General features: G+C 68.6%; 8 protein-coding genes. 2 read left to right on the top strand and 6 right to left on the bottom strand.

Features of this window, described 5'->3' with window-relative positions:
• The first annotated feature begins 2 nt into the window (after positions 1-2).
• The gene (locus KZ686_RS10690; protein ID WP_265632348.1) at positions 3-803 is read left to right on the top strand and encodes an OmpA family protein; all 801 of its coding nucleotides are present in this window, start codon (positions 3-5) and stop codon (positions 801-803) included.
• Positions 804-961: 158 nt separating this feature from the next.
• Here the strand turns inward: KZ686_RS10690 and tssA are convergent, their stop codons facing one another.
• The 6 genes from tssA to KZ686_RS10660 form a co-directional block, all read right to left on the bottom strand.
• Entirely contained in the window at positions 962-2,059 is a 1,098-nt protein-coding gene (tssA, locus tag KZ686_RS10685; RefSeq protein WP_149318846.1) for a type VI secretion system protein TssA, read from the bottom strand.
• 102 nt (positions 2,060-2,161) lie between these two features.
• Complete coding sequence (locus KZ686_RS10680) at positions 2,162-2,539, bottom strand: helix-turn-helix domain-containing protein (RefSeq protein WP_150083032.1); 378 nt, start codon at positions 2,537-2,539, stop codon at positions 2,162-2,164.
• Positions 2,536-2,793 carry a type II toxin-antitoxin system RelE family toxin gene (locus KZ686_RS10675; RefSeq protein ID WP_149318848.1) on the bottom strand — a complete coding sequence of 86 codons (258 nt, stop codon included), beginning with the start codon at positions 2,791-2,793 and terminating at the stop codon, positions 2,536-2,538. The genes KZ686_RS10680 and KZ686_RS10675 overlap by 4 nt, the downstream gene beginning before the upstream one ends.
• Before the next feature lie 177 nt (positions 2,794-2,970).
• A complete protein-coding gene (gene purL, locus KZ686_RS10670; RefSeq protein WP_265632347.1) occupies positions 2,971-7,017 on the bottom strand; it encodes a phosphoribosylformylglycinamidine synthase in 4,047 nt (1,348 codons plus the stop codon).
• A 334-nt stretch (positions 7,018-7,351) separates the two neighbouring features.
• Positions 7,352-10,939 carry a hydantoinase B/oxoprolinase family protein gene (locus KZ686_RS10665; protein ID WP_265633455.1) on the bottom strand — a complete coding sequence of 1,196 codons (3,588 nt, stop codon included), beginning with the start codon at positions 10,937-10,939 and terminating at the stop codon, positions 7,352-7,354.
• 223 nt (positions 10,940-11,162) lie between these two features.
• Positions 11,163-11,771 carry a winged helix DNA-binding protein gene (locus tag KZ686_RS10660; RefSeq protein WP_407648483.1) on the bottom strand — a complete coding sequence of 203 codons (609 nt, stop codon included), beginning with the start codon at positions 11,769-11,771 and terminating at the stop codon, positions 11,163-11,165.
• Between the two features lie 468 nt (positions 11,772-12,239).
• On the opposite strand from KZ686_RS10660, the gene KZ686_RS10655 reads away from it, so the two are divergent.
• Complete coding sequence (locus KZ686_RS10655; protein ID WP_265632346.1) at positions 12,240-13,601, top strand: amidase; 1,362 nt, start codon at positions 12,240-12,242, stop codon at positions 13,599-13,601.
• Positions 13,602-13,734: the final 133 nt, after the last annotated feature.

The following is a 13,734-nucleotide window of genomic DNA, read 5'->3' as shown; positions in this document are numbered from 1 at the left end:
TCATGCGTTCGGTTTTCCCGGCCTGCCGCGCTGTTGCGCTGGCGACGGCCCTGACCTGGCTGCTGGCGGCGCCCGCCTCCGCCCAGACGCCTGCCGGCGCGGATGCAGCGGCAGGTCGCGTGGTGGCCGGCGGCGCGGTGCCGGACGAGGCCACCAAGGCCGAGGTGCTGGCGCGGCTGCGCGAGCTGTATGGCGCGGCCAACGTGGTCGATCAGATCGAGGTTGGCGGCGTGGTGTCGCCGCCGAACTGGACCGCCAACGTGCAGAAGGTGCTGTCGCCGCAGATCAAGCAGGTCAAGCGGGGCCAGCTGAGCATCGACGGCACGCAGATCGCGCTGTACGGCGATGTCGCCGACGAGGGCCAGCGGCAGCAGATCGCCACCACGATGTCGAGCGGGCTGGGCCAGAACTATACGGTCAAGAACGGCCTGCGCGTGCCGGCCTCGGGGCAGGATCTGCTGGACCGCACGCTGGCGAACCGGATCATCGAATTCGAGACCGGCAGCGCCACGCTGACGCCGAAGGGCCGCGTGATTCTCGACGAGATGGCGGCGGTGCTGCCGAAGCTGTCGGGACGCAAGATCGAGATCGTCGGGCACACCGACAATTCGGGCAGCCGCGCGCTCAATCTCGCGCTGTCGCAGTCGCGCGCGGAGACGGTCAAGAGCTATCTGGCCGGCAAGGGCATCGAACCGTCGGTGCTGTCGGCGGTCGGCGTGGGACCGGATCAGCCGATCGCGCCGAACGACAAGGAAGAGAACCGGGCGCGCAATCGGCGCATCGAGTTCAGGGCGAGTCAGTAAGGACGGCGGCACTGGCCGTGTCGTCCCAGCTTTCGCGGGAACGACGGTGTCCGGGGCGCCTGCCCACGACTTCCGGGGACGACGGTTTCGGCGGGGTGTTTGCCCCACCGTCTTTCTGGGATGACGGTGTCGGTGAGGCGTCGGCCCCACCGTCATCTTCAATGGCTCGAATCGCTCTCCGCGTCCGGCATCACGCCCAGCAATTCCTCGATCTGCGACAGCGTGGCGTCGTCCTTCACGACGGTGCGCAGCCAGGCGTGCAGCGGCATCTCGCCCCACTTGGCCGCGCGCGCGGCGAGGTACGCGACCGGGCTGTGGGGTTCGGTACGGCGGAAGAAATCGGCGACTTCGCGCAGCTGCGCCAGGGCCTGCTGGCGCGTGCGGATCGGGCCGCTGACCGCGGCCGCGCCCTGCCCGCTGACGGCGGGCGCTTCGGCACGACCGACTGCGGTAGGTATGGCCGCCTGCCCGGCCTCGTTCGCACCGGCAGCCGGCGCGGCGGGCTTGCCGACGAAGCGCTCGACCAGCGCCCGCACGGCCTCCAGCGCTTCACGCGCCTGCCGGAAGCTCGGCGCATGCTCGCCCGCCTTGGCGTCGAGCACATCGCTGAGCCTGGCCAGCGCCTGCTGGCACGACACCACGTCCTGCAGCAGCGCGACATGGAAGTCGGCCGGCGTCGCCTTGCGCGCGGCCTCGAACGCTTCCTGCGTGACCTTGCCTTCGGCCAGTTCGTCGGCGTGATCGGGATCGCGGCGGATCGCCTCGGTCAGCGCGGTCGCGACCTCCCAGTCGACATAGCCATAGCCGCCGGCGGCCTCGTCGACCAGCGGAATCTCGCGAATCAGCTGGCGCGAGCGCGTCGCCAGCCAGGCCACGCTGCCGGTGCGATATTCGAGGTCTTCCTCGTCGGCGCGCGGATGCAGGCCGCTCCAGAACGCCTCGCACAGCTGCGCGGCCAGCGTATAACCGTCGCGCAAGCCCGCAAATCCTCTCGTCTTGGCCAGCGCCTCGGTCAGCCACACCGCCAGCCGCAGATCCTTGGTCCGCTCGGACAGCAGCCGCGTCGACAGCTCGACCACCTGGCGCCAGTCCGCCTCCTTCAACTCGGTCACCCACTCGCCCTGGTCCAGCGAGGGATCGTCGAAACGGCGCGCCTCCTGAATGCGGTCGAATTCGGCCGAGAACAGCAGATCCTCGCCGCAAGGGTCGTCGCCCGGAACAGGTTGCAGCAAACGGTCGAAGGAGAGAGTCGCCATATCAGCCCGCAGGAAATGGAATGGCGGGTAGTGTAGCGCGTGGACATCATGACAACCAATGCCAAAGCCATCGCCGCGGAAACGGATGCCGCATTGGAAGACTCAGTCGCGTCGTTCGAGCAACAGTTCGATCGGTACGTTGAGCGCATCGGCAAGGCTCTGCAACACATCGATGCTGCCGCCCCGTTTGCGGCTCTCGATCTGGCTGAGATAGGGCTTGCTCAGGCCCGCGGCGTTGGCCAGTGCATCCTGTGTCAGCCGGCGATAGTCGCGCCACGCCTTTACGGGATGGTCTCCAGCCAGTTCGGCGTCCAGTACGGCCGCCGGAACACGAAAGCCGTCGTCCTGCGACTTCGCACGGTCGAACAGGGCTACATCGTCGAGGTCCTCCATCAAATGCTTGACCCGCTCCCATACCTCGATGGGTACGACGGCAAACTCCGGCTTGCCGTCGCGCTGGATGAATTGGATCTGGGTCATTGGTATGCACCTCCGCGTGGTCTTACAGCCAGCACCACGATAACCAGCCGGCCATCCTCGATCTGATACAAGACTCGCCAGTCGCCGACGCGCAAGCGGTAGCCGTCGCGGCCTACCAGTTTCTTGACGTTGCGATTCGGCGCAAAAGGATCGGCGGCAAGCGCTTCTATCTTTGCCCGAATATTGACGGCCATGTTCGTCGGCATTGCCCTCAGCGCCTGGGCGGCCTGTTTGGTGAATTCGACGGAGTACATGGCCGCATGTTAGCGGCCAGCTAATATTGTAGCTAATAAAGTTAGCTACGGAAAGGTGACGATTCGTGTCGCCCCGACAAAGCAAAAAAAGGCCCGCATCACGCGGGCCTTCTGCTTCAAACGAACCTCAACCGGAATCGAAACCGGAATCGAAACCGGAATCGGAACCGGAACGGCTTACCCCACCCACTTCCGCGCATTGCGGAACATGCGCATCCACGGGCTGGCGCCGTCGGGGATCTGTTTCCAGGCGTCGGGGGCCCAGCTCATCGTGGCGGTGCGGAACACGCGTTCCGGGTGGGGCATCAGCACGGTGAAGCGGCCGTCGACCGTGGTCACCGAGGTGATGCCGTCCGGCGAGCCGTTCGGGTTCAGCGGGTAGGTCTGCGTCACCGCGCCGCGGTTGTCGACGAAGCGCAGCGAGACGTCGACCTTGCTCTTGTCGCCCTGCTGCGAGAAGTCGGCGTAGCCTTCGCCGTGCGCGACGACGATCGGGATGCGGCTGCCTTCCATGCCGGCGAAGAAGATCGACGGCGATTGCTGGACCTCGACCGTGACGAAGCGCGCTTCGTACTGCTCGCTCTGGTTGCGCGTGAACTTCGGCCAGGCACCGGCGCCGGGGATGATCGGCGCGAGATTGCTCATCATCTGGCAGCCGTTGCAGACGCCCAGCGCGAAGGTGTCGGTGCGGTTGAAGAAGGCCGCGAACTGCTCGGCCATCGCGCCGTTGAACAGGATGGTCTTGGCCCAGCCTTCGCCCGCGCCCAGCACGTCGCCGTAGCTGAAGCCGCCGCAGGCGACGAAGCCGACGAAGTCGTCCAGCTTCGCGCGGCCCGCGATCAGGTCGCTCATATGGACGTCGTAGGTATCGAAGCCCGCGCGGTCCATGCTGTACGCCATCTCGATCTGCGAGTTGACGCCCTGCTCGCGCAGGATCGCCACGCGCGGCCTGGCGCCGCTGGCGATGAACGGCGCGGCGATGTCCTCGGCCGGATCGAAGGTCAGGCTCGGCGTGATGCCGGGGTCGGCGGCGTCGAGCAGCAGCTCGTATTCGCTGTCGGCGCACGCGGGGTTGTCGCGCAACCGGGCGATGCGCCAGCTGACCTCGCTCCAGACCCGTTGCAGCTCGGCACGCGGAGCACCGAACACCTTCTTGGCGTCGCGGTAGATCTCGATCTGGTCGCTGCCGTTGGGCTTGCCGACCACATGGCTGCAGGCCGACAGGCCGGCCTCGCGCAGCGCGGCGAACACGGCGTCGCGATCCTCGAGCCTGACCTGGATCACCGCGCCAAGCTCTTCGGAGAACAGCGCGCGCAGCGTCTGGTCGTTGCGGCGCTCGGCGATCTGCTGGGCCCAGTTCTTGGCGTCGCCGTAATCCTGCTCCTGCGTCGGATCGAGCGTCAGCATGTCGACGTTCAGCGACAGGCCGCAATGGCCGGCAAACGCCATCTCGGCCAGCGTCGCCATCAGGCCACCGTCCGAGCGGTCGTGATAGGCCAGCAGCTTGCCCTCGCGGTTCAGGCGCTGGATCGCATTGAAGAAGTTGCGCAGATCGGCCGCGTCGTCGACATCGGGAACGCTGTCGCCGACCTGTTGCGTGACCTGTGCCAGGATGCTGCCACCGAGGCGGTTCTTGCCGCGGCCCAGGTCGATCGCGATCAGCACGGAATCGCCCAGGTCGGTGCGCAGCTGCGGCGTCAGCGTGCGGTCGACATCGTCGACCGCGGCGAACGCCGAGATGATCAGCGACACCGGCGCGACCACTTCCTTGGCCACGCCCGCATCGTCCCACTTGGTGCGCATCGACAGCGAATCCTTGCCGACCGGAATACTGATGCCCAGCGCCGGGCACAGCTCCATGCCGACCGCGCGCACCGTGTCGTACAGCCTGGCGTCCTCGCCCTCGACGCCGCAGGCGGCCATCCAGTTGGCCGACAGCTTGACCTTGCCGAGGTCCTTGACCGGCGCGGCGGCCAGATTGGTCAGCGCCTCGCCGATCGCCATGCGGCCCGAGGCCGGGGCGTCGATCACGGCCAGCGGGGTGCGCTCGCCCATCGTCATCGCCTCGCCGGCCTTGCCCTGGTAGTCGAGCGTGGTGACCGCGACATCGGCCACCGGCACCTGCCACGGTCCGACCATCTGGTCGCGCGCGTTCATGCCGCCGACGCTGCGGTCGCCGATCGTGATCAGGAAGGACTTGCTGGCGACGGTCGGGTGGCGCAGCACGTCGCGCACCGCCTGATCCAGCGCGATGCCCGTGACATCGACCGCCGGCAGCGATTGCTCGACGCGCTTGACGTCGCGATGCATGCGCGGTGGCTTGCCAAGCAGCACGTCCATCGGCATGTCGACCGCGTAGTGCTCCTTCAGCGCCTGATCGACGCTGGCATCGACCAGCTGCAACTGCTTTTCCTCGGTGGCCACGCCGACCACGGCGAACGGCGAACGCTCGCGCTCGCACATCGCGGCAAAACGCGGGAAGCTGTCCGGCGCGATCGCCAGCACGTAGCGCTCCTGCGATTCGTTGCACCAGATCTCGGCCGGCGACAGGCCCGACTCTTCCAGATGGATCTGGCGCAGCTCGAACCGTGCGCCGCGGCCGGCGCCGTCGACCACTTCGGGGAAGGCATTGGACAGGCCGCCCGCGCCCACGTCGTGGATCGACAGGATCGGGTTCTCGTCGCCGAGCTGCCAGCAGGCGTTGATCACTTCCTGGGCGCGCCGCTCCATTTCCGGGTTGCCGCGCTGGACCGAGTCGAAATCGAGGTCCGCCGTATTGGCGCCGGTCGCCATCGAACTGGCCGCGCCGCCGCCCATGCCGATGCGCATGCCCGGGCCGCCCAGCTGGATCAGCAGCGAACCGGCCGGCAGCGGCTCCTTGTGCGTATGCGAGGCGTCGATATTGCCGATGCCGCCGGCAATCATGATGGGCTTGTGGTAGCCGCGCACGGTGCCGCCGACGTTCTGCTCGTAGACGCGGAAATAGCCGCCCAGGTTGGCGCGGCCGAATTCGTTGTTGAAGGCGGCGCCACCCAGCGGGCCTTCGATCATGATCTGCAGCGGCGAGGCGATGCGCTCGGGCTTGCCGGTCACCGCCGGCCGTTCGTCGGGATTGCGGAAGGCCAGCGGCTGGGCGGCGTCGCGCGCGTTCTCCCACGGCTCGACCGCGCCGGGCAGCATCAGGTTGGACACCGTGAAGCCGGTCAGGCCGGCCTTGGGCTTGGCGCCGCGGCCGGTCGCGCCCTCGTCGCGGATTTCGCCGCCGGCGCCGGTCGAGGCCCCGGGGAACGGCGAGATCGCGGTCGGGTGGTTATGCGTCTCGACCTTCATCAGCGTGTGGGTCAGCGCCTGATGGCGGCCATACTGGTGCGCGTCGCCCCGCGGGAACCAGCGTTCGGCGACATCGCCCTCCATCACCGCCGAGTTGTCCGAATACGCGACGATCGAACCCTGCGGGTTCAGCTGGTGCGTATTGCGGATCATCGCGAACAGCGACTTGTCCTGTTCCTCGCCGTCGATGGTCCAGGTCGCGTTGAAGATCTTGTGGCGGCAGTGTTCGCTGTTGGCCTGCGCGAACATCATCAGCTCGACGTCGGTCGGGTTGCGGCCGAGCTTGGCGTAGGCATCGACCAGATAATCGATCTCGTCCTCGGACAGCGCCAGGCCCATCGCGACGTTGGCCTCGGCCAGCGCGGCGCGTCCACCCGCCAGGTCGATGAAGCGCAGCGGCTTGGCCGGCAGTTCGTCGAACAGCCCGGCCGCGGCGTCGCGCGTGGCGACCACGGTCTCCGTCATGCGGTCGAACAGCAGCGCCGCCACGGCGTCGCGCGTCAGCGGGTCCAGCGTCTTGCGCCCGCGCAGCAGGCCCTTCTTGCAGATCACCGTGAATTCGATGCCGCGCTCGATCCGGTGCACATGCGACAGGCCGCAGTTGTGCGCGATATCGGTGGCCTTGCTGGCCCACGGGGAGATCGTGCCGAAACGCGGAATCACGACGAAGCGGTCGCCCTCGGGCTGCTCGGCGAACGGCGCGCCATAGGTCAGCAGCGCGCGGATGCGGTCGGTATCGCCCTTGTCCAGCGGCTGGTCGGTGTCGACGAAGTGCAGGAACTGGCCGTGCACCGACTCGATGTCGGTGTCGATCTGTTGCAGGGCGGTGAGCAGGCGTTGCTGGCGGAAGGCCGACAGGGCCAATGCGCCGGGGAAGCACGAGAAATGCGCCATGATCTGAGCGGTCGGAGGGCGATGGAGGTGGGACTGCGGCCGGGACCCGGCCGTGGCGTCCGGCCGGACGGGCCGCAAGCCAGCCGGGCGGCGCCGGCGAAAACCGCTATTGTACCCTGCCGAGGGGGATTTCTTGCAGTGCAGTATCGGGCGGATTGGGGGGATTGGGGGATCGGCGCACCGGGGCTGCCCTCTCCCCCGGCCCCTCTCCCGCCGTGCGGGACAGGGGGAGAAAACCAGCAGACCAATCTGTCATCGTCGCAAGCCGCCCGGGGCTCCCCTTTCCCGCCTGCGGGAGAGGGGCTGAGAGCGAGGGCAACGGCCCCCGCCCGGCCTACGCCGCCCCGTACCCCCCGCCTCCCGGCGTCTCGATCACGAACACATCGCCCACGCCCATCTCGGTGCGCGCCACGTGGGGCAGCGTCTCCTCGCTGCCATCGGCGCGGATCACGCGGTTGCGGCCCGTCGCGCCCGGCTCGCCGCCCGCCATGCCGAACGGGGCATGTACCCGGTTGTTCGACAGGATCGACGCCGTCATCGGCTCGAGGAAGCGCACCTTGCGCACGCCGCCGTTGCCGCCGTGCCAGCGCCCCGCCCCGCCCGATCCGTGCCGGATCTCGTAGCTGTCCAGCCGCACCGGGAAGCGCCACTCCAGCACCTCGGGATCGGTCAGCCGCGAGTTGGTCATATGCGTCTGCACCACGTCGCAGCCGTCGAAGCCGTTGCCGGCGCCGCTGCCGCCCGAAATCGTCTCGTAGTACTGGTAGCGCGCATTGCCGAAGGTGAAATTGTTCATCGTGCCCTGGCTGGCCGCGACCACGCCGAGCGCGCCGTACAGCGCGTTGGTGATGCACGAGGACGTTTCGACATTGCCCGACACCACCGAGGCCGGATAGCGCGGATTGAGCATCGACCCTTCCGGTATCACCACATGCAGCGGCTTCAGGCAGCCGGCGTTCAGCGGGATGTCCTGGTCGACCAGCGTGCGGAATACATACAGCACCGCGGCCATGCAGACCGCGCGCGGGGCATTGAAGTTGTTGGGCAGCTGGTCCGAGGTGCCGGTGAAATCGACCGTCGCCTCGCGGCGCTCGCGGTCCACCGTTACCCGCACGCGGATCTGCGCGCCATTGTCGAGCGGATAGGCATAGCTGCCGTCCGTGAGCGCCGTGATCACGCGCCGCACCGCTTCCTCGGCGTTGTCCTGCACATGGCCCATATAGGCGCGCACCACCGGCAGGCCGAAGTGCGCAACCATCTTGCGCAGCTCCTCGACGCCCTTCGCGTTCGCCGCGACCTGCGCCCGCAGATCGGCCATGTTCTGGTCCACGTTGCGGGCGGGGTAGCGCGCGCCGGCCAGCAGCGCGCGCATGCCGGCATCGTCGAGCACGCCGCCATCGACCAGCAGGAAGTTGTCGATCAGCACGCCCTCCTCCTCGACCACGGTCGAGTCCGGCGGCATCGAGCCCGGCGTGATGCCGCCGATATCGGCGTGATGGCCGCGCGAGCCGACGTAGAACAGCACCTCGCGGCCGTCGGCATCGAACACCGGCGTGATCACCGTCACGTCGGGCAGATGGGTGCCGCCGTTATACGGGTCGTTCAGCACATAGACGTCACCGTCCTTCATCCGTCCGGCATTGCGCGCGATCACGGTCTTGATGCTCTCGCCCATCGAGCCCAGATGCACCGGCATATGGGGCGCGTTGGCGATCAGATTGCCTTCGGCGTCGAAGATCGCGCAGGAGAAGTCGAGCCGCTCCTTGATGTTGACCGAGTACGCGGTGTTCTGCAGCCGCAGGCCCATCTGCTCGGCGATCGACATGAACAGATTGTTGAAGACCTCGAGCATCACCGGATCGGCCTCGGTGCCGATTGCGCGCCGCTGCGGGCGCGGCACCGCGCGCGTCAGCACCAGATGGTCGCGCTCGGTCAGCAGGGCCTGCCAGCCGGGCTCGACCACCGTGGTGGCGTTCTGCTCCGCGATGATCGCCGGACCGGCGAGGCGGTCCCCAGGACGCAGCGTATCGCGCCGGTAGAGGCCGGTGTCGTGCCAGGCGCCGCCGCTGAACATGCGCACCGTCTCGGCGGGCTGCGGCGGACCTTCCCGTGGCGCCGGCGCGGGCGGGCGCTCCTGCGGCGCCTGCGCGACGCCGACCGCCTCCACCGAGACCGCCTCGACGATCAGGCCCTTGTCGGGCATCAGGAAGGCATAGCGCTGGCGGTACGCGGCCTCGAAGCCGGCGCGCATCGCGGCGGCGTCGCCGAACGGCACCACCAGCGCCGAATCGGTACCTTCGTAGCGCAGATGGATGCGCCGCAGCACCTCCATGCGGCTGGCGTCCTCGCCCTGCTCCAGCAGCTCGTCGCGCGCCTGCTGCGCGAGCGCGTCGAGCCGCTGCGCCAGCATCGGCACCGCGGCCTCGTCCAGCTTCGCCTCGATCGACAGCTCGCGCATCGCCGTGCGGTCGGCCAGGCCCATGCCGTAGGCCGACAGCACGCCGGCCAGCGGATGGACGAACACGGTCTGCATGCCCAGCGCATCGGCCACCAGGCAGGCGTGCTGCCCGCCGGCGCCGCCGAAGGTGGTCAGCGTGTAGCCGGTCACGTCGTGGCCGCGCTGCACCGAGATCTGCTTGATCGCGTTGGCCATGTTGCCGACCGCGATCTCGATGAAGCCCTCGGCGACCTGCTCCGGCGTGCGGCGGTCGCCGGTCTGCTCGGCGATTTGCGCGGCCAGCTCCTCGAAGCGCGCGACCACGGCATCGCGATCGAGCGGCGCGTCGGCGCGCGGGCCGAACACCGCCGGGAAATGCGCGGGCTGGATCTTGCCGAGCATCACGTTGCAGTCGGTCACCGCCAGCGGGCCGCCGCGCCGGTAGCTGGCCGGCCCGGGATTCGCGCCGGCCGAATCGGGGCCGACGCGATAGCGGCTGCCGTCGAAATGCAGCACCGAGCCGCCGCCCGCCGCCACCGTATGGATGCTCATCATCGGCGCGCGCATGCGCACGCCGGCCACGCTGGTCTCGAACACCCGCTCGAAGTCGTTCGGGTGCCTGCCGCTGAAGTGCGACACATCGGTCGACGTGCCGCCCATATCGAAGCCGATGATGCGGTCGAAGCCGGCGCGCTGCGAGGCGCGCACCATGCCGACGATGCCGCCGGCGGGCCCGGACAGGATTGCATCCTTGCCCTGGAAACGATGCGCATCGGTCAGGCCGCCGCTGCTCTGCATGAACTGCAGGTTCACCCCCGGCATCTCGCGCTCGATCTGCTCGACATAGCGGCGCAGGATCGGCGACAGGTAGGCGTCGACCACCGTGGTGTCGCCGCGCGGCACCAGCTTCATCAGCGGCGATACCTCGTGCGACACCGAGACCTGGGCGAAACCGAGCTCGCGCGCGATCCGGGCGGCGCGGGCCTCGTGATCGGCATGGCGATAGCCGTGCATCAGCACGATCGCCACCGCGCGGATGCCGTCGGCCCGCACGCGCAGCATCTGTTCGCGCAGCGCCGCCTCGTCCAGCGGCTGTACTACCTCGCCATGCGCGCCGATGCGTTCGTCGACTTCCACCACCTCGCGATACAGCAGCTCCGGCAGCACGATGTTGAGGTCGAACAGCCGCGGCCGGTTCTGGTAGGCGATGCGCAGCGCGTCGCGATAGCCGCGCGTGATGAACAGCGCGGTGGGCTCGCCCTTGCGCTCGAGCAGCGCGTTGGTGGCCACCGTGGTGCCCATTTTCACCGCGGACACCAGGCGCGGCGTGATCGGCTCGCCCGGGGCCAGACCGAGCAGATGGCGGATGCCGGCCACCGCCGCGTCGGCGTATTGCTCGGGGTTCTCGGACAGCAGCTTGTGCGTGACCACGGTGCCGTCCGGGCGCAGGCCGACGATATCGGTGAAGGTGCCGCCGCGATCGATCCAGAATTGCCAGCGAGGGTCGGGCGTGGCGGCTTGCGTTTCGGCTTGCGTTTCGGCTTGCGTTTCGGCTTGCGTTTCGGCTTGCGAAGCGGACTGCGATGCGGCGGACTGCGATGTGGCTTGCGACTCGGAATGGGACACGCGGAAGTACCTCGGAAGGAAATGAGGATCGTCGTCGGGCGTGCAGCCGCACGCGAACTCGACGCGGTGAATTCGTGCGGCGCTACAGCGACGTCGCGGAACGCGCCGCCTGCTCGTACAGCCCGGTCAGCACGCGCAACAGCCGTGCCAGTTCGCCGATCTCGGCGTTCTCCGCGCTGCCCGGGGTCATATTGCTGGTCAGGCATTGCTCGCGGATTTCCCGATATCGCGCGCACGCCTCGGTGCCTGCCGTGGTGGTGCTGTAGGTCGCCTCCTTGCCGACGCGCACGCCGGCAACCAGGCCCATGCCCTGCAGCTTCTTCAGCGAGTAGGTCACCAGATGGGTGTCCTCGACGTTCAGCACGAAGCAGATGTCCGCGAGCCGCTTGGCGCGCCCGCGGTGGTTGACGTGGTGGAGCACCAGCACGTCGAGAAAGGTCAGGTCGCGTACGCCGGCCGCGCCCATGCAGCGCACCACCCAGCGGCTGTAGGCGTTGTAGGCGGTGTTCAGGCCGAACTCGAATTCGGACAGCTCGGGACTGCGCGACGACACCAGATGCGCGGACGACACGATGCCGGCGCCGGCCTGGCGCGCGACACCTTCGGCGGCCGCGGCATCGGTGGACGCGACCCCGGCGGAAGGCATGTCGGGGGAAGCAACGTCGTCGCGGCGGCTCGGCTTTCGGGCCATGGACAGGACTCCTGCAGTGGGACAGCGGAGAACGAACGGCTTGGCGCGTCGCGGATCGCGTGGTTTGCGGATCGCGGATTCCTGATCGCGAATCTTCGATCACGGGCGCCGTCTAGGGATTTCCCGGAGGCCGCGGCGGTAATTTCAGCTTGACAGTTTATCGACAAATTATGAGCATGAGTACCCGGTAACGATGGGGATTGCGCGGCACTGCAGCGACCGCTTCCGTGCGCAATTCGCGCACGAATCCTGGGCATCCGGCGCGCCGCGCACTGTCGCGGGGCAAGCGGCAACGACATTCAGGGCGCGCGCCTGCCTGCGTCTTCACGCTTTCCCTTGTCTGCATTGTTTGCCTTATCGTTGTCTGCTTGCAGCGAACGTACGGTCTCGATGCGCATTACCGTTTCCGACTCGTTTCCGACGTTGTTCACCGCCCGATCTCACCGCCCGAGCCTGCACCCGATGACGATGCCCGCCACACTGCTTCCCGATATCGACACGCTGAACCGACTGGCTTGCGATGGCCGGCTCTCGCGCACCGCGCTGTTGCAGCAGGCGCAGGCGCGTGCCAGGGAACCGGCGGCGCAGGCGGTATTGCTGCAGACCAGCTTCGATACCGCCGTCAGCGCGGCGCAGGCCGCCGATGCCGCGGCGCTCGCCGGCAAGCCGCTGCATCCGCTGGCCGGGCTGCCGGTATCGATCAAGGACCTGTTCGATATCGGCGGCGAAATCACGCGCGCCGCCTCGACGGCACGCGCCGATGCGGCGCCGGCAAGCGAAGACGCCCCGGTCGTCGCACGGCTGCGCGCGGTGGGTGCCGCGCTGGTCGGCCGCACCAACATGACCGAGTTCGCCTTCTCCGGCGTCGGCATCAACCCGCACTACGGCACGCCGGTCAATCCGCACGACAGCGCGGTGGCGCGCATCTGCGGCGGCTCGTCGTCGGGCGCCGCGGCCTCCGTGGCGCTCGGCCTCTCTGTCGCGGCGCTGGGCAGCGATACCGGCGGTTCGATCCGCATCCCGGCCGCGCTGTGCGGCCTGACCGGCTTCAAGCCTACCGCCCGGCGCGTGCCGCTGACCGGCGCCTTTCCGCTGTCCTTCTCGCTCGATACCGCCTGCGCGATGGCGCGCACCGTGGCCGACTGCGTGCTTGTCGACGGCGTGATCGCGGACCAGGCGCTGGTCCCCGTGCGCAAGGCCGCCGGCGCGCTGCGGCTGGCGGTCCCGCGCCAGCTGTTGCTCGACGATCTCGACGAGACCGTGTCGCGCGCCTTCGATCGCACGCTCGGGCGGCTGTCCGGCGCCGGCGTGCAGATCGAACATGTGGACCTGCCCGAGCTGCTGGAACTGTCGACGCTGAACGCGCAGGGCGGACTGACCGCGGCCGAAGCCTATGCGATCCACCGCGGCACGCTGGCGTCGCGGCGCGCGCTGTACGACCCGCGCGTGGCGGCCCGCATCGATCGCGGCGCCGCGATCGGCGCGGCCGACTATGTCGATCTGGTGCGCGCCCGCGCCGCCTGGAGCGCGCGCGTGATGGCGCGGCTCGACGGCTACGACGCGCTGGCCTGCCCCACCGTGCCGGTGGTGGCGCCGCCGATCGCGCCGCTGGTCGCCGATGACGCGCTGTTTACGCGCACCAATGCGCTGCTGCTGCGCAATCCCTCGACCATCAACTTCCTCGACGGCTGCGCGATCTCGCTGCCGTGCCACCAGCCCGACGAACTGCCGGTCGGACTGATGCTGGCGCACGGCCCGATGCGCGATGCGCCGCTGCTGGGCACGGCGCTTGCATTGGAAGCCGTGCTCGCGCCGGGGCCGCAGGCCTGAGCCGGGATCCCGGACGGGGTGACGGCACGCGACAACCCGCAGGACAACCTAGTGGACGACCCAGTGGACGAGCCACCGCTGGCGGCGCAAGATCCACGCACGCGCGCGCAACGATCGAGCGCAACGATAAAGC

Origin of the sequence: Cupriavidus cauae, from assembly GCF_026210475.1 — a bacterium.
In the GTDB taxonomy this organism is placed as follows: domain Bacteria; phylum Pseudomonadota; class Gammaproteobacteria; order Burkholderiales; family Burkholderiaceae; genus Cupriavidus; species Cupriavidus cauae.
This window is presented reverse-complemented; position numbering and strand designations above follow the sequence as displayed.

Excerpts from the sequence above, each read along its gene's own strand:
- KZ686_RS10690 (WP_265632348.1), top strand. The coding sequence starts at position 3 with ATGCGTTCGGTTTTCCCGGCCTGCCGCGCTGTTGCGCTGGCGACGGCC.
- tssA (WP_149318846.1), bottom strand. The coding sequence starts at position 2,059 with ATGGCGACTCTCTCCTTCGACCGTTTGCTGCAACCTGTTCCGGGCGAC.
- KZ686_RS10680 (WP_150083032.1), bottom strand. The coding sequence starts at position 2,539 with ATGACCCAGATCCAATTCATCCAGCGCGACGGCAAGCCGGAGTTTGCC.
- KZ686_RS10675 (WP_149318848.1), bottom strand. The coding sequence starts at position 2,793 with ATGTACTCCGTCGAATTCACCAAACAGGCCGCCCAGGCGCTGAGGGCA.
- purL (WP_265632347.1), bottom strand. The coding sequence starts at position 7,017 with ATGGCGCATTTCTCGTGCTTCCCCGGCGCATTGGCCCTGTCGGCCTTC.
- KZ686_RS10660 (WP_407648483.1), bottom strand. The coding sequence starts at position 11,771 with ATGGCCCGAAAGCCGAGCCGCCGCGACGACGTTGCTTCCCCCGACATG.
- KZ686_RS10655 (WP_265632346.1), top strand. The coding sequence starts at position 12,240 with ATGCCCGCCACACTGCTTCCCGATATCGACACGCTGAACCGACTGGCT.